This window comes from Leifsonia sp. 115AMFTsu3.1 (assembly GCF_004362795.1).
Classification (GTDB): domain Bacteria; phylum Actinomycetota; class Actinomycetes; order Actinomycetales; family Microbacteriaceae; genus Leifsonia.
This window is the reverse complement of the sequence record NZ_SNYB01000002.1, coordinates 479,369-495,410: the sequence shown is the minus strand read 5'-3', so window position 1 is coordinate 495,410 and position 16,042 is coordinate 479,369. Positions and strand designations below refer to the sequence as shown.

The window sequence follows — 16,042 nt, the reverse complement described above, 5'->3', positions numbered from 1 at the left end:
CCGAAATCGCGACGCGGACGGTCGTCGTACTCACGACGCGGACGCTCGGTCCGGTCACCGAAGTCACGACGTGGACGGTCCGCGCGGTCGTCGAAGCTGCGGCGGGGACGGTCGTCGCCGTCGCGGCGGGGGCGGTCCTGGCGCGGCGCGCGCTCCTCCCACACCCGCTCGGTGCGGCGGGCGTCCTTGCCGCGAGGCTCCCAGTTGGGGCGCTCGGTGCGGCCGCGGCCGGCGCTGTCGTCGCGGGTTCCGTACGTCGAACGGCCGCGCGCGGCACGCTCGTCGGCGCTCCAGCGGGCCTTCTTGCCGGATGCCGGCTCCTCCGCGCGGTAGCCGCGGTGCTTGGGGCTCGGGTTGCTGCTGCTCTTGGGCGCTCCGCCGCGGGACGGCTTCTGCGATCGTCGGTCGTTGTTGTATCCGGGCATGGATGTTCTTCCTGGGTTCATGTCGAGTGCTCGGCGGCACGCCGCAGCGCACCGAATGATTCCCGGGCGAACTGTGTCCGGGGCCGTTCACGATTGTGTGATCCATACCGCCGATCGGGTACGGAACCGGCCCACTTGACTGACAAACCCATCCGCGCAGATCGCGCAGTGTCAAGAGCCGACCTCCCCACGATAGTGCATGGATGCTGGGAACGGACTGCTGATCCCTCTCCGTGTGCGCCGAGGTGCGGGGTATACAGGGAGGTATGAGCGCTCCCTCCGCGAACACGCCCTCGGGGAACCGGCCTGCAGCGGGCAAGCTCGACGCCGTCGTAATCGGGTCGGGCCCGAACGGTCTCTCCGCCGCCGTCACGCTCGCGCGCGCCGGTCTGTCGGTGCGGGTGTACGAGCGCAACGCGACGGTGGGCGGCGGCCTGCGGACCGAGGAGCTCACCCTCCCCGGCTTCCGGCACGACGTCTGCTCGGCCGTCCATCCGCTGGCTTTCGCATCCGGCTTCTTCCGCAGATTCGGTCTGGAGCAGCGCGTGCCGTTCGTCGTGCCGACCGCGTCGTACGGCAATCCGCTTCCTGGGGGCCGGGTCGCGATGGCGTACCTCGACCTCGAACGCACGGTGGATGCGCTGGGCGTCGACGGCCTCGCCTGGCGCGCCCTGCTCGGCCCGCTGGTCGAACACGCGGACGCCGTGGCCCAGTTCACCGGTTCGCAGCTGCTGCAGGTGCCACGGCATCCCTTCGTCGCCGCCCGGTTCGGGCTGACCGCCATCGCTCAGGGCGGCCCGTGGTGGGACCTGCCGTTCCGGACCGAGGCGCCGGGCGCTCTGCTCTCCGGCGTCTTCGCCCACACGACCGTTCCCCTGCCGAGCGTCGCAGGAGCAGCCGCCGGAATGACGCTGGCGACCTACGCGCACGCACGCGGCTGGCCCATCCCGGTCGGCGGCAGCCAGGCGATCGCGGATGCGATGGTCGCCGACATCGTCGCTCACGGTGGCGAGGTCGTCACCGACACGCCCGTCGAGTCTCTCGCCGAGCTCCCCGACTCGCGGATCGTCGTCTTCGACACGCACGTGAAGCACGCCGCGCAGCTGGCCGAGGACCGGCTGCCCAGCGGCTACCTGCGGCGCATCTCCCGGTTCCGCGACGGCAACGGTGTGTTCAAGGCCGACTTCGCGCTCTCCGGCCCGGTGCCGTGGACGAATCCGGACCTGTACGAGACCGCAACCGTGCACCTGGGTGGATCGCGCGCCGAGGCGGCCCGCGCCGAGAACGCCGTCGCCGCCGGGCGGCACAGCGACGCACCGTACGTTTTGGTCTCCCAGCCCTCCCTGTTCGACGGGACGCGGGCGCCGGCGGGCAAGCATGTCCTCTGGACGTACACGCACGTCCCGCGCGGTTCGACGGAGGATCAGACGGAGGCGATCATCCGGCGCATCGAGGAGTTCGCCCCCGGCTTCCGCGACCTCATCATCGGGACGGCGACCAAGAACGCGGCGCAGATGGAGCAGCACGATCCGAACTACATCGGCGGGGACATTTCGGCGGGCGCGCCGGACTTCGGTCAACTGGTGGCCCGCCCCGTCCTCTCCACCGACCCGTGGCGCATGCCTGGCCACGGACTCTACCTGGCGTCGTCGTCCGCGGCGCCCGGGCCGGGCGTGCACGGACTCGGCGGGTACTACGCCGCACGCAGCGCCCTGCGTCACGAGTTCGGCTTCACCCGGATGCCGGACCTGGCGCCGGGGCCCGACCAGACCATCGCCCGGCCCGTCGCCGCGCTGCCCGACCCCGTCCATCCCCACGAGCTTCCGGAGCAGTGAACATGTCTGTCAACGTCCGCCGTATGGCCTGCACGCCCGAGCAGGTCTTCGCCGTCCTCGCCGACCCCTGGGTCTATCCGACCTGGGTCGTCGGCGCCTCGCGACTGCGCGCCGCCGACAGCCGGTACCCGGCCGTCGGATCCCGTCTCCATCACTCCATCGGCGTCTGGCCGCTCGTCCTGAACGACGAGACGCGCATCGACGACTGGGACCCGCCGCGCCGGATGGTGCTCGAGGCGAAGACACGGCCGTTCGGCTCCGAGCGGGTGATCATCGACGTGAAGCCCCGCGCAGGCGGCTGCGTCGTGCGGATGGAGGAGTTCCCGTACTCCGGTCCGGTGACCCGCATCCCGGACGTGCTGGCGGACAGCATGCTGCACGTGCGCAACGCGGAGACGCTGCGTCGCTTGGAGTGGGTGGCGCGAGGGCGCGCCGCCCAGTGACGACGCGCCCTCGGCTCGTGCGCTGAGACCGGCTCGATCAGCCGGCCGACACCGCCTTCGTCTCGCTGGAGCCCGACGACTCCACCGCGATCTTCCGCGGCTTCGCCCGCTCGGCCACCGGGATGATGACGCTGAGCACACCGTTGTCGTACGACGCGGTGATGCCGTCGGGATCGACGTCGTCGCCGATCGTGAACTGACGCATGTACGCGCCGTACGGGCGCTCCTGGGCGAGCCAGCGGGCGCCGTCGCGGTCGGCCGCACTGCGGACCGCCCGGATGGTGAGCAGGTGCCCGTCGACGTCGACGTCGACCGACGCGGGATCGGCGCCGGGGAGGTCGGCGTTCAGGATGTAGCGCTCACCCTCTCGGAACAGGTCCACCGGCATGATGCGCGGCTGGCGGCTGGTGTCGAAGATGCTCTGCGCGATCCGGTCCAGCTGGGAGAAAGGATCGAACGACATGGCCATTGGATGTACCCCTTTCTTCTGGATCACCTGATGAGAGGCCCTTTGCACTCTCTTTTCGACCACAGATTTTAGCACTCGCACCCGGAGAGTGCCAAGGGGATTGCGACCACGTCAACCCGCTTCCCGAACCGTCGGCGACGGCCTACCGTCAGCGTCGTCCATCGAACGGAAGGGACCCATCGTGGCCGCAAGCCAGACCAAGACGAGCACCAAGAGCACCGCCAAGAAGACCGCGCCGAAGACCGCCTCCGTACGTCGTACGGCCGCCGTCGGCGTCGCCCCGACCCGCCGCGAGCACGCCGAGCACGGCTTCGTCGCCTCCGCCGAACTGGCGCAGAACCTCCAGCGCGTGCACGTCGACCTGATCGAGCTGCACCTGCAGGGCAAGCAGGCGCACTGGAACGTCGTCGGACGCAACTTCCGCGACCTCCACCTCCAGCTCGACGAGATCGTCGAGGCCGCCCGCGAGTTCAGCGACGACGTCGCAGAGCGCCTCCGCGCCCTCCACGCGACCCCCGACGGCCGCAGCGCGACCGTCGCCGAGCAGACCAGCCTGCCCGAGTTCCCCAACGGCGAGGTCGACACCACCGAGACGGTCGACCTGATCACCGAGCGCCTCGAGGCGGTCGTCCGCACCATGCGCGACGTGCACGACGACGTGGATGAGGAGGACCCGACCTCTGCGGACCTGCTGCACGCGATCATCGAGCGGCTCGAGCAGTACGCCTGGATGGTCAGCGCCGAGAACCGGACCCCGAGCCGGGCCTGACGCCCGGGTTCACGCGGTGGGGCGGGCCGGCGGCGGGAAGCCGTCGGCCCGCTTCCGTGTGCGCCTCGAGGAGGTCCCGGAAACACCGGCGACACACGCCGCGGCTAGCATCGACGCATGCCGATCGAGATCCGCCCCGAACCGGCCCGGCAGCCGGAGGTCGAGGAGCTGCTGCGCTTGAGCGACGAGTTCGCTTTCGCGCTGTACCCGGCCGAGAGCTGCTACCTGCTGGATGTGTCCGAACTCGAGCGCCCGGGCGTCACCGTGTTCGTCGCACGGGTCGACGGGCGTGCGCTGGGCATCGCCGCCCTGGTGGCCGACGGTTCCGAGGGCGCGGACGGCTCGCGGAGCGACGCCCTCCCCCGCGCCGAGCTCAAGCGCATGTTCGTGCACGAGGACGCCCGCGGTCAGGGCCTCGCCCGCCGTCTGCTCGGCGCGATCGAGTCCGCCGCTGAAGGAGCAGGCATCGTCGAGGTGCGACTGGAGACAGGTCCGCTGCAGCACGCGGCGATCGCACTGTACGAGCGCTCGGGCTACGTGCGCATCCCGAACTTCGGGGCGTACGCCGACGATCCGTGGTCGGTCTGCTACGCCAAGTCGCTCGCCGTTCCCACACGCTAGCCGCCGCGCCGGCCGGCGTCAGCTCCCGCGGATGCGCCGGGACAGCTCGGCCGCGGCTTCGCGCACCCGGGCGGCGAGCGCATCCCACCCCTCCGGCGCAACGTTATCGCGCGGGAAGGTGACCGCGATGCCCGCGGCGGGCCAGCCCGCATGGTCGCGCACCGACACCGCGACGGAGGCGAAGCCCGGGGTGACGTCGCCGTCCTCGGTGGCGTAGCCGCGCTCGCGGGCCTCCGTCACGACTCGGCGCAGCTCGGCGTAGGAGTGCGGGCCGGAGCCCGTGCGGTCCTCGAACGCGCCGGAATCCGGATAGAGCGCGCGCAGCTGCTCGCGCGGCAGGGTCGCGAGAAGCGCGCGTCCGCTCGCCGTCAGGTGAGCCGGAAGACGCACCCCCACATCCGTCACCAGTCGCGGCCGCCGGGGCGCGCGCTCCTCCACGATGTAGACGACATCACGACCATGGAGTACGGCGACGTGCCCGGACTCGCCGATCGCATCCACCAGCGCCGCCACGATCGGCCGGCCGAGCCGGCTCAGCGGCTGCTGACGCGAGAAGGCGCTCGACAGCTCGTAGGCGGCGACGCCCAAGCCGTATCGGCGCGCCTCGGGGAAGTGCAGCACGAAACCGTGCTCGGTGAGCACGGCGAGCAGGTGGTAGACGGTCGAGCGGGGCAAGCCGAGGGCAGAGGCGATGGCGGCAGCCGGGGCCGGGCCGCGCTGGGCTCCGAGGTAGGCGAGGACGCGGAGGGTGTTCTCCGCCGCGGGGACCTTGCTCACCGCATCCACCTCCCTCGCCGGTAGCCGCGCCCGTGTCTGGGATCCCGGACACCGAGCAGCCTACAGCCGGAGCGCTCACGACCGCGCGGCGCGAGGATCGGACCATGCTCCAGACCCAGACCGCCGTCACCGTCGGTGCCGGACCGCTCACCATCGACGACGTGGTCGCCGTCGCGCGCCACGACGCCCGCGTCGAACTCGACCCCGACGCCCTCGCCGGAGTCGCCGCCTCCCGCGCGATCGTCGACGCCCTCGCCGACGACACCGAGCCGCACTACGGCATCTCGACCGGCTTCGGCGCACTCGCCACGACATTCATCCCCGCCGATCGCCGAGCGCAGCTGCAGGCGAGCCTCGTGCGCTCGCACGCGGCCGGATCCGGTCCCGAGGTCGAGCGCGAGGTCGTCCGTGCCCTCATGCTGCTGCGCCTGTCCACGCTGATGACCGCGCGCACGGGTGCGCGACCCCATACCGTCGAGACCTACGCCGCCCTCCTCAATGCGGGGATCACGCCGGTCGTCCACGAGTACGGCTCGCTCGGGTGCTCCGGCGACCTCGCGCCGCTCGCCCACTGCGCCCTGGCGGCGATGGGCGAGGGCCGCGTGCGGGTCGACGGCGAACCGGTCGACGCGGCCGACGCCCTCGCCGCTGCGGGAGTCGAGCCCGTGGTCCTCGCCGAGAAGGAGGGACTCGCGCTCATCAACGGCACCGACGGGATGCTCGGGATGCTCGCGCTCGCCATCCACGACCTCCACGGCTTGCTGACCGACGCCGACATCGCCGCCGCGATGAGCGTCGAGGCGCTGCTCGGCACCGACGCGGTGTTCGCCGACGACCTGCAGCGGCTGCGGCCGCAGGCCGGCCAGGCGGTCTCGGCGACGAACCTGCGCGCCCTGCTCGCCGGCTCGCCGATCGTCGCGAGTCACAAGGGACCGGAGTGCACCCGGGTGCAGGACGCCTACTCGCTCCGGTGCTCTCCGCAGGTGCACGGCGCCGCACGCGACACCGTCGCGCACGCGGAGCTGGTGGCCGAGCGCGAGTTGGCCTCGGCCGTGGACAACCCGGTGCTCACCCTCGACGGGCGGGTGGAGTCGAACGGCAACTTCCACGGAGCGCCGGTCGCGTACGTGCTCGACTTCCTCGCGATCGCCGTCGCCGACGTCGCCAGCATGTCGGAGCGCCGCACCGACCGCTTCCTCGACCCTGCGCGCAACCAGGGGCTGCCGCCATTCCTCGCCCATGAAGTCGGCGTCGACTCCGGTCTGATGATCGCCCAGTACACGGCCGCCGGGATCGTCTCCGAGCTGAAGCGGCTGGCCGCGCCGGCGTCGGTGGACAGCATCCCCTCGTCGGCCATGCAGGAGGACCACGTGTCGATGGGATGGGCGGCCGCCCGCAAGCTACGCCGCGCCATCGACGGGCTCGCCCGCGTGATCGCGATCGAGGTCATGACCGCCGCCCGGGGAGCCGACCTGCGCGCCCCGCTGCAGCCGGGCCCCGCCACGGGAGCCGTCATCGCGACACTGCGGAGGGTCGTCCCGGGCCCGGGCCCCGACCGCCACCTCTCCCCCGAGATCGAGGCCGCCTATGCTCTCGTGACCTCCGGAGCCCTCCGCGCCGCCGCCCACCTCCCCTGACCCCCACCGTCGAGTACGCACAAACTGCACGAAATCAGCGTCGAAACCGTCAGTCTTCGCGGACTCGACGGGGTAACGAAAGGAACGAGAACCATGGATGGAGCCCGACCGGTGCGCGCGGCGCGAGGCACCGAGCTCAGCGCCAAGAGCTGGCAGACCGAGGCCCCGCTGCGGATGCTGATGAACAACCTCGACCCGGAGGTCGCCGAGCGCCCCGACGACCTGGTCGTCTACGGCGGCACCGGCCGCGCGGCCCGCAGCTGGGAGGCGTTCGACGCGATCATCCGCACCCTCCGCGACCTCGAGGCCGACGAGACGCTGCTCGTGCAGTCCGGCAAGCCGGTGGGCGTCTTCCGCACGCACGAGTGGGCCCCCCGGGTGCTGATCGCCAACTCCAATCTCGTCGGCGACTGGGCGACGTGGCCCGAGTTCCGCCGACTGGAGGCGCTCGGTCTCACAATGTACGGCCAGATGACCGCCGGTTCGTGGATCTACATCGGTTCGCAGGGCATCCTCCAGGGCACGTACGAAACGTTCGGCGCGGTCGCGCGGAAGAGGTTCGAGGGCACCCTCGCCGGCACCCTCACGCTGACCGGTGGATGCGGCGGCATGGGCGGAGCGCAGCCGCTCGCGGTCACCATGAACGGCGGGGCGGTGCTCATCGTGGATGTTGACCGCACCCGCCTGCAGCGCCGCGTCGACCACGGCTACCTCGACGTGCTGGCGGACGACCTCGACGACGCGGTCGCGCAGGCACTGGCGGCCAAGGAGGAGCGCCGCGCCCTTTCGGTCGGCGTGGTGGGGAACGCGGCGGAGGTCTTCCCCGAACTGCTCCGCCGCGGTGTGCCGATCGATATCGTCACCGACCAGACCAGCGCGCACGACCCGCTGAGCTACCTGCCCGTCGGCTACTCGGTCGAGGAGTGGCACGACCGCGCAGCCGCAGACCCCGAGCGCTTCACCGACGACGCCCGACGGTCGATGGCCGCCCAGGTGGAGGCGATGGTCGGCTTCCAGGACGCCGGCTCCGAGGTCTTCGACTACGGCAACTCGATCCGCACGGAGGCCCAGCTGGGCGGCTACGACCGCGCGTTCGGCTTCCCCGGGTTCGTGCCCGCGTACATCCGTCCGCTCTTCGCCGAGGGCAAGGGACCGTTCCGGTGGGCCGCGCTCTCGGGCGACCCGGCCGACATCGCCGCGACGGACCGCGCCGTGCTCGACCTGTTCCCCCACGACGAACACCTGCGCCGCTGGATCACCCAGGCGGGCGAAAAGGTGCACTTCGAGGGACTACCCGCCCGGATCTGCTGGCTGGGATACAAGGAGCGGCACCTGGCCGGCCTCCGTTTCAACGAGATGGTCGCCTCGGGCGAGCTGTCCGCACCGGTCGTGATCGGGCGCGACCACCTCGACTCCGGCTCGGTCGCCTCGCCGTATCGGGAGACGGAGTCGATGGCGGACGGCTCCGATGCGATCGCCGACTGGCCCCTCCTCAACGCGCTGCTCAACACGGCGTCCGGCGCGACCTGGGTGTCGCTCCACCACGGTGGCGGCGTCGGGATCGGCCGCAGCATCCACGCCGGGCAGGTCGTCGTCGCCGACGGCACGCCACTCGCCGCGGAGAAGATCGAGCGCGTGCTGACGAACGATCCGGGCACGGGCGTGATGCGGCATGTGGATGCGGGATACGAGCGCGCTGTCGAGGTCGCGGAGGAGCGCGGGCTGCGCATCCCGATGCGCGAAGGCCGATGACCGCCACCCTCGTCACCGGCATCGGCGAGCTGACGACGTTCGACCCGGCGCATCCCGGACCCCTCGGGCTGGTTCGCGATGCGGCCGTTCTCGCCGTCGACGGCCGGGTGGCCTGGACCGGACCCTCGGCCGCAGCCCCCCGATCGGATGCGGACAGCGTCGTCGACGTCGCCGGCGCGGCCGTGATCCCGGGGTTCGTGGACTCGCACACCCACCTCGTTTTCGCCGGAGATCGCGCGCAGGAGTTCGAGGCGCGCATGGCCGGGCGACCGTATACCGCTGGCGGCATACGGTCCACGGTCGCAGCGACACGCGCCGCGACGGACGGCGAACTGCGCGCGCGGCTCGCCGGGCTGGTGGCCGAACTGCACGCGCAGGGCACGACGACGTTCGAGATCAAGAGCGGCTACGGACTGACCGTCGCCGACGAGGAGCGCCTGCTCCGACTGGCGCGCGAGGTGACCGACGAGACCACGTTCCTGGGTGCGCACGTCGTCCCGGCCGAGTACGCCGACGACCCAGACACCTATGTGGATCTCGTCACCGGCCCGATGCTCGACGCCTGCGCGCCGCACGCGCGCTGGATCGACGTCTTTTGCGAGACGGGCGCGTTCAGCGTCGAGCAGTCGGAGCGGATCCTGAGGGCGGGGGCCGCACGCGGACTGGGCGTGCGCATCCACGCCGCCCAGCTCGGCCCCGGAGACGGCGTCGCCCTCGCTGTGGAACTGGATGCGGCGAGCATCGACCATTGCACCTACCTGACCGACGACGACGTGGAGCGGCTGGCCGCCTCCCGGACCGTCGCGACGCTGCTGCCCGGCGTCGAGTTCTCGACGCGGCATCCCTACCCGTCCGGGCGTCGCCTCCTCGGCGCCGGCGCGACCGTTGCGCTCGCGAGCGACTGCAACCCGGGGTCGTCGTTCACGTCGTCGATGCCGTTCTGCATCGCCCTCGCCGTGCGTGAGCTCGGGCTGACGCCGGCCGAGGCCCTGCAGGCGGCGACGCTGGGCGGCGCCGCCGCGCTCCGTCGCGACGACGTCGGGCACCTGCGACCCGGAGCGCGGGCCGACCTGGCGGTCCTCCGTGCCCCCAGCCACATCCACCTCGCCTACCGGCCCGGTGTCCCCCTCATCGAGCGCACCCTCCGCCTCTAGTCCCTTTCGCCCCACCGTCGAGTCCGCAAACTTTGCACACGATTCGCCCCGCGAGCGTGCAAAGTTTGCGGACTCGACGGGGGGCGACGGGGACGGGACGGGTGGGGTCAGCGGGAGGCGAGGCCGGCGGCGGCGTCGAGGACGAGGAGCGCCGCGAGGCGGACCGTGCGCTGGTCGGGGGCGTCGGCAGTCGCATCCACCTCGGCGATGTCGAGGGAACGGACCAGCGGGGATGCGCCGGCGAGCCGCGCGAAGCGGCGGAGCTCCCAGGCAGCGAGTCCGCCCGGGACGGATGCCGGGCACCCCGGAGCCACCGAGCGATCGCAGACGTCCACGTCCAGATCGACGTGGACCGGACCGCCGCCCGCCCCTGCGATCTCCAGCGCCTCCGCCATGACGTCGTCCAGCGGACGCGTGTGCAGCTCGTCGCGGAGGATCACCGTGATGCCATAGTCCGCCGCGCGGCGGGCGTAGGCGGCCGAGTTCGCGAAGTCGGCGATGCCGATCTGCACGATCCGCCGGCCGTCGAGCCCCGCCTCGATGAGCTCACGCACCGGAGAGCCGTTGGACGATCCGTCGCGCAGATCGTGATGGGCGTCGAGCGTGATCAGCCCCGCCGCGCCGAGGTCCCCGCCGAACGACCCGAGCGCCGCCGGGACCGTGAGCGAGTTGTCGCCGCCGACCGCGACCGTCAGTCGCGACCGGGACGAGGCCTCCGCCATTGCCGCACGCGCACGTTCCCGCCCTTCCGGGCCGTCGGGTGACGGCACGTCCCCGGCGTCCGCGAAGCGCAGCGCCTCGACGTCCTCTCCCGCTGCGAACGCCGAGTAGCGACGCAGCGCATCCCGCACGGCCGCAGGGGTGGCACCCGCACCGGTCGGCGAGAGCGAGGTCTCCTGCGTCGGGATGCCGATCAGCGTCAGGTCCGCGCCGTCCGCCCCCAGCGGCGGCCAGTCGCCCGCGCGCGGCCACAGCGGGTCGACCGAGAGTCCGTGTGCGCTCATATTCGCGACCCTAGCGATGGGCGGCGCAAACGCAGCGGCCGCGTCCGGCATGCCCGTCTGGGATACCGGACGCGACCGTCGGATCAGACCTGCGTCCCTCCGGCCGGCCGCGTGAAGACGGGCGGCTGAGGAGCGGTCGGTGTACCCGTACCGTCCGAACCCTCCGGCCCGGTCGGTCCACCGGTGACCGGCGTCCCGCCATCGCCCGCACCGCCATCCCCGGTCCCGTCCGCGCCACCGCCGGCCGCGGCCTTCGCCGCCTTCCGCGCCTCTTTCCGCTCCCGTCGCCCCTCGACCAGGTTGTACAGGGTCGGCAGCACGACGAGCGTCAGCACGGTCGAGGAGATGAGTCCACCGATGACGACGATCGCGAGCGGTTGCGAAATGAAGCCGCCGTGCCCCGTCAGGCCGATCGCCATCGGGGTCAACGCGGCGATCGTGGCCAGCGCCGTCATCAGGATGGGGCGCAGTCGTCGGGATGCACCGTGCGCCACGGCGTCCGCCACCGCGAGACCGCGCCGTCGGTACTGGTTCACCAGGTCGATGAGCACGATCGCATTGGTCACCACGATGCCGATCAGCATCAGCAGACCGATCAGCGACGCGACGCCGAGCGGGATGCCCGAGGCGAGCTGGAGCAGGATGGCGCCGGTCGCCGCGAACGGCACCGACACGAGCAGCAGCAGGGGCTGCCGCAGCGAGCGGAACGTCGCCACCATGACGATGTACACGATGAGGATGGCCGCGAGGAGCGCGAGGCCCAGCTGCTGGAACGCATCCGACTGGCTCGAGGAGACGCCGCCGATCTTGGCCGTCGCACCCGAGGGCAGGTCCGCCGCCTTGAGGGCCGCGTTGACGTCGGCGTTCGCTGTCGTCAGGTTGTCCGTCGCCGGGGTGGCGGTCACGGACGCGGTCCGGAGCCCGCGCTGGGTGGTCACCGTCGCCGGGCCCTTGACCTCCTTCACGCTGGCGAGCGTGTCGAGCGGCACGATCCCCGTCGCCGTCGGGATGGACAGCTGAGCGAGCCCGGCGACGGTCGTCGGCGGGTTGTCGCTCTGCAGGTAGATCTTCAGCGTGGTGTCGTCGATGGCGACGGAACCCGCCTGCGTGGGCTGGACCGCTTGCGAGACGATGGTGCCGACGGCCACCTCGCTGAGTCCGGCCGCTGCAGCCTTGGATCGATCGACGTCCACCGAGACGTAGGGCAGCGATGCGCTCAGGTTGTCGGTCACCTGCTTCAGCGACGACTTCTTCCGCAGCTCGGCGACCACCGAGTCCGTCGCCTTCTGCAGGTCGGCGTTGCTGCTGGCGGAGATGTCGACCTGGATGTCGGTCGAGCCGCCGAAGCCGCTGGACGCTGAGAGCGTGATCTCTCCCTGGTCCTTGATGTCGGCCAGTTCGTCCTCGATGGTGTTCTGCAGCTTCTCCTGGTCGGCGTTCGGGTCGGTCGTGATGGAGAAGGTCGTCCCACCGCCGCCCCCGCCGGTGAACGCGTCCCGCAGCGACGAGCCGCTGGAGCCGATGGAGACCTGGACGGTCTTGACGCCGTCAGTGTCGAGCAGCTTCTTCTCGACCACCTTCGCCGCGTCGTCCTTCGACTGGAGGCTCGCGCCGGGATCGAGGGTCTGCGTGACGGTGAGGGAGTTCTGCCCGCTCGACCCGAGGAAGTTCGTCTTCAGGAACGGCACCGTGAGGAGCGTGAGGACGAGCACCAGGACGGCCGCGGTGATGGTCAGCCCCGAGCGCTTGAGCGTCCAGCGGATGATCGGCAGGTAGCCGGCCTGGAGCCGCGAGGGATGCTCGAGCTCGTCGATGCCGGATGCCGCAGCCTCCTCCACCGACAGAGCAGCAGCCTCGACCTCGGGGCCGCCCTCGTGCTTGTGCGCCTTCGGCGCCCGGAGGAACCAGTAGGCGAGCACCGGCACGATCGTCAGGGCGACGAGCAGCGACGACAACAGGGCGATCGTGACGGTCAGGGCGAAGGGCCGGAACAGCTCGCCGGTCACATCCCCCACGAACGCGAGCGGGAGGAACACCGCAACGGTCGTGATCGTGGATGCGGTGATCGCGCCCGCGACCTCACGGACCGCCCGCACGATGGTCACCGCTCGGTCTGCGCCGGGCACCAGCTGCCGTTTGATGTTCTCGATCACGACGATGGAGTCGTCCACCACACGCCCGATCGCGATCGTCAGAGCGCCCAGCGTGATGATGTTGAGCGTGTAGCCGGTCGCCCACATGACGATGAACGTGATCAGCACGCTGGTCGGGATGGAGATCGCCGTCACCAGCGTCGACCGCACGGACAGCAGGAACACGAGGATGACGATGACCGCCATCGCGAGACCGAGCAGACCCTCCTCGGTGAGCGAGTTGATCGACTGCGTGATGAACGGCGCCTGGTCGAAGACGACGGTGATCTTCGCGCCGGATCCGAGCTTCTTCTCCAGGCTCGGGATGAGGTCGTTGACCGCGTGGGAGACCTCGACCGTGTTCGCGGAGGGCAGCTTGGTGACCGCGATCGTCAGGGCGGGCTTGCCGTCGACGCGCGAGAGCGACGTGGTCGGGTCGTCCGTCTCGGCGACGGTCGCGACGTCGCCGATCGTCGGCGGGGTGCTCGGAGCGACAGCTGCGCCGGCCGCAGCCCCGCCGGCCGCTCCCGCCGCGCCTGCGGCACCTGCCCCGGCCGCTCCTCCGCTCGAGCCCCCGGCACCACCCGCGCCCGCGCCGCCTGCCGAACGGATCAGAGGCAGGCCGGCGATGTCCTCGACCGACGACAACTGTGTCCCCGACTGGACGGACAGCGTCTGCCCGTTCTCGGTGATGTCTCCGCCCGGGATGAGCACGCCGTTCTGCTGCAGCGCGTCCTTGATCGCCGATGACGAGACGCCGGCGGCGGCGAGCTTCGCCGGGTCCGGTGTGATCGCGATGCGGCGGCCGATCTCGCCGACCAGCTGCGCGTCGTTGACGCCCTTCACATCCTTGACGTCCGGGAGCACGAGCTTCGTGATGTCGTCGCCGAGGGCGCGCTGGTCGTCACCGCCGGTGACCGCGAGCTGGATGACGGGCAGGTCGTCGATGCTGCCCGAGAGCACCTGCGGCTCGACGCCCGACGGCAGGGTCGACTTGATGCGGTTGACCGCCTGGTCGATCTTCTGCTCGGCGGTGGCGAGGTCGGTCCCGTAGGTGAACTTCGCCGTGATGATGGACTGGTTGGTGCTGCTGACCGCGCTGGTGCTGTCGAGGTCGGGAACGCCCTGGATGGCGGCCTCGACCGGCGTGCTGACGTCGTTGTTCACGACCTCCGGCGATGCGCCCGGGTAGCTGGAGAGCACCACCAGCTGCGGGAACGAGATCGACGGCGCGAGCTCCTGCTTGAGGTTGGTCAGGGCGAGTCCGCCGAAGACCGCGGCGACGATCGTGACGAGCGCGATCAGGGCACGGTTCTTCATGCTCAGGACGGCGAGGAAGTGCACAGGTTTCCCCTCGGGGACGACGGTTTCAGGACCGCGCCGACACTGGCGCAGGGGAAGTATGACATCGCAGGGTGGGCGGTATCTTCATGCCTGGGTACGACATCCCGCTACTCCGCTGGGAGTGCCCGTCGGCCCGGCCCGCCGGGTCGCGCGAGTCACACCACGCTGGGCAGCGCGCCGGAGTCGAAATACGGCACCGGCTCGTTCGCGGCGACGGCCCACGCCCGGGTGAGAGCGGCGAACGCGCGGTCGTACTCGTCCGGGGTGTAGGTGATCGGGATGCGCAGGAAGCGCTCGAAGGCGCCGTCGATGCCGAACCGCGGTCCGGCGGCGATCAGCAGGCCGTGGCTGCGCGCGGCCAGCGCTAGTGCCGAACTGACCGGGGCGCCGATCCCCACCCAGGCCGTCAGTCCGCCGTGCTGAACCGGCATCGTCCAGTCGGGGAACGTCTCGGCGACCAGGCGTCGGACGTTCTCGCGCCCCAGACGGAGCTGCTCGCGCCGCTCCTCCATGATCTCGGGAAGCTGCGGGATCATCCGCGCGACGACGAGCTGCTCGATCATCGGCGTGCCGAGGTCGGTGGCCGGCTTCGCGGCGATCAGGCGCTGGATGTGCGAGCGCTCGGCGCGGATCCAGCCGATGCGGAGGCCGCCCCAGAGCGTCTTGCTGGCCGAGCCGATCATGATCACCGGCGCGCCGGCCGACGCGGAGTCCGCGTAGGCCGGCAGCGGCAGGAACTCGCCGACCCGGTCGATGTCGAGCTCCGCCGTGGTCTCGTCGGCGACAACGATCGCGCCGTGACCGGCGGCGGCCGCGAGCACCCGCTCCCGCGTCTCGGGCGACATGGTGGCCCCGGTCGGATTGTGGAAGTCGGGGATGAGGTACGCGAGCGCGGGATTGGCGCGGCGGAACGTCTGCTCGATCGCCTCCACATCCCAGCCATCGGACTCGTCGCCGATGCGGTGCGGCCCGGATTCCGGCGCGGTGACCGTGATGGGCACCAACCGTGCGCCGGCCAAGCGGATCGCCTCGATGGCGTGCGGGTAGGTCGGCACCTCGATGACGACGCGGTCGCCCCGGCCGAGGAACGTGCGGGCGATCAACGCGATCGCCTGCTGCGCGCCGACGGTCACCAGGATCTGGTCCGGTGTCGTCGGCAGGCCGCGGCTGGCATAGCGGGCGGCGATCTCGGCGCGCAGGTGCGGCAGTCCCACGGGGTCGTAGCCCGGGTCGGGGAGGAAGCGCGGCAGTTCCTCCGCGGCGGCACGCGCGGCTGCGGGAAGGGACGACGCGGCGGGGAGCGACGCCTTGGTGAAGTCGAGCATCCCCTCGCCGGCCACCGCGGGCAGGGAGAGGGCCGGGCCGGGGAGACGCGCGACGCTGCCGGAGCCTCGGACGCTGTCGATGAAGCCGGCCTCGCGGAGCTGGCGGTAGGCGGCGGCGACCGTGGTCCGGCTCAGCTCCAGCTTGGCCGCCAGGTCGCGCTCGGCGGGCAGGCGTGTGCCGATCGGGATGCGGCCGTCGAGCACGAGAAGCCGGATGCGGTCGGCGAGCGCCTGGTAACTGGCGCCGGCGGTCCGCCAGGCTCCGAGCAGGTGCTCCAGCGAGCGGGCGGTGAGTTGCGCATCCGACATGCAGGCCACTTTAGTTGAATTGGCATCTTGTTGCGAGTCCAATCGT

General features: G+C 71.4%; 12 protein-coding genes and 1 pseudogene. 7 read left to right on the top strand and 6 right to left on the bottom strand.

Annotated elements, in window-relative coordinates; translation table 11 throughout:
* Positions 1-425 (bottom strand): annotated as a pseudogene (locus AXZ95_RS13345) (ATP-dependent helicase); the annotation flags it as partial.
* Between the two features lie 266 nt (positions 426-691).
* Here AXZ95_RS13345 and AXZ95_RS13340 point away from each other — a divergent pair.
* Entirely contained in the window at positions 692-2,260 is a 1,569-nt protein-coding gene (locus AXZ95_RS13340) for an NAD(P)/FAD-dependent oxidoreductase (RefSeq protein ID WP_018192311.1), read from the top strand.
* The gene (locus AXZ95_RS13335; protein WP_018192312.1) at positions 2,257-2,703 is read left to right on the top strand and encodes an SRPBCC family protein; all 447 of its coding nucleotides are present in this window, start codon (positions 2,257-2,259) and stop codon (positions 2,701-2,703) included. Before AXZ95_RS13340 ends, AXZ95_RS13335 begins: the two co-directional genes overlap by 4 nt.
* Before the next feature lie 37 nt (positions 2,704-2,740).
* Here AXZ95_RS13335 and AXZ95_RS13330 read toward each other — a convergent pair whose 3' ends face one another.
* Positions 2,741-3,172 carry an Hsp20/alpha crystallin family protein gene (locus tag AXZ95_RS13330; protein WP_018192313.1) on the bottom strand — a complete coding sequence of 144 codons (432 nt, stop codon included), beginning with the start codon at positions 3,170-3,172 and terminating at the stop codon, positions 2,741-2,743.
* 181 nt (positions 3,173-3,353) lie between these two features.
* Between AXZ95_RS13330 and AXZ95_RS13325 the strand changes: the two genes are divergently transcribed.
* Positions 3,354-3,941 carry a DNA starvation/stationary phase protection protein gene (locus tag AXZ95_RS13325; RefSeq protein ID WP_018192314.1) on the top strand — a complete coding sequence of 196 codons (588 nt, stop codon included), beginning with the start codon at positions 3,354-3,356 and terminating at the stop codon, positions 3,939-3,941.
* Between the two features lie 117 nt (positions 3,942-4,058).
* On the top strand, positions 4,059-4,562 hold the full coding sequence (locus AXZ95_RS13320) for a GNAT family N-acetyltransferase (RefSeq protein WP_018192315.1): 504 nt from the start codon (positions 4,059-4,061) through the stop codon (positions 4,560-4,562).
* An 18-nt stretch (positions 4,563-4,580) separates the two neighbouring features.
* On the opposite strand, the gene AXZ95_RS13315 is transcribed toward AXZ95_RS13320, so the two are convergent.
* Positions 4,581-5,339, bottom strand: a complete 759-nt coding sequence (locus AXZ95_RS13315; RefSeq protein WP_018192316.1) for an IclR family transcriptional regulator — start codon at positions 5,337-5,339, stop codon at positions 4,581-4,583.
* Positions 5,340-5,443: 104 nt separating this feature from the next.
* Here AXZ95_RS13315 and hutH point away from each other — a divergent pair, with 104 nt between their 5' ends.
* The 3 genes from hutH to hutI all read left to right on the top strand — a co-directional run bounded on the left by hutH (position 5,444) and on the right by hutI (position 9,882).
* On the top strand, positions 5,444-6,976 hold the full coding sequence (hutH, locus tag AXZ95_RS13310; RefSeq protein WP_018192317.1) for a histidine ammonia-lyase: 1,533 nt from the start codon (positions 5,444-5,446) through the stop codon (positions 6,974-6,976).
* A 93-nt stretch (positions 6,977-7,069) separates the two neighbouring features.
* Entirely contained in the window at positions 7,070-8,728 is a 1,659-nt protein-coding gene (gene hutU / locus AXZ95_RS13305; RefSeq protein ID WP_026307307.1) for a urocanate hydratase, read from the top strand.
* The gene (hutI, locus tag AXZ95_RS13300; protein ID WP_018192319.1) at positions 8,725-9,882 is read left to right on the top strand and encodes an imidazolonepropionase; all 1,158 of its coding nucleotides are present in this window, start codon (positions 8,725-8,727) and stop codon (positions 9,880-9,882) included. Before hutU ends, hutI begins: the two co-directional genes overlap by 4 nt.
* Positions 9,883-9,989: 107 nt before the next feature.
* Here hutI and AXZ95_RS13295 read toward each other — a convergent pair whose 3' ends face one another.
* From AXZ95_RS13295 to AXZ95_RS13285, 3 genes are all read right to left on the bottom strand, one after another.
* A complete protein-coding gene (locus AXZ95_RS13295) occupies positions 9,990-10,886 on the bottom strand; it encodes an arginase family protein (protein ID WP_018192320.1) in 897 nt (298 codons plus the stop codon).
* Positions 10,887-10,969: 83 nt separating this feature from the next.
* Positions 10,970-14,362 (bottom strand): efflux RND transporter permease subunit, encoded by a 3,393-nt coding sequence (locus tag AXZ95_RS13290; RefSeq protein ID WP_018192321.1) that lies wholly within the window; start codon positions 14,360-14,362, stop codon positions 10,970-10,972.
* Between the two features lie 155 nt (positions 14,363-14,517).
* Complete coding sequence (locus AXZ95_RS13285; protein ID WP_018192322.1) at positions 14,518-15,996, bottom strand: PLP-dependent aminotransferase family protein; 1,479 nt, start codon at positions 15,994-15,996, stop codon at positions 14,518-14,520.
* Between the last annotated feature and the right edge of the window lie 46 nt (positions 15,997-16,042).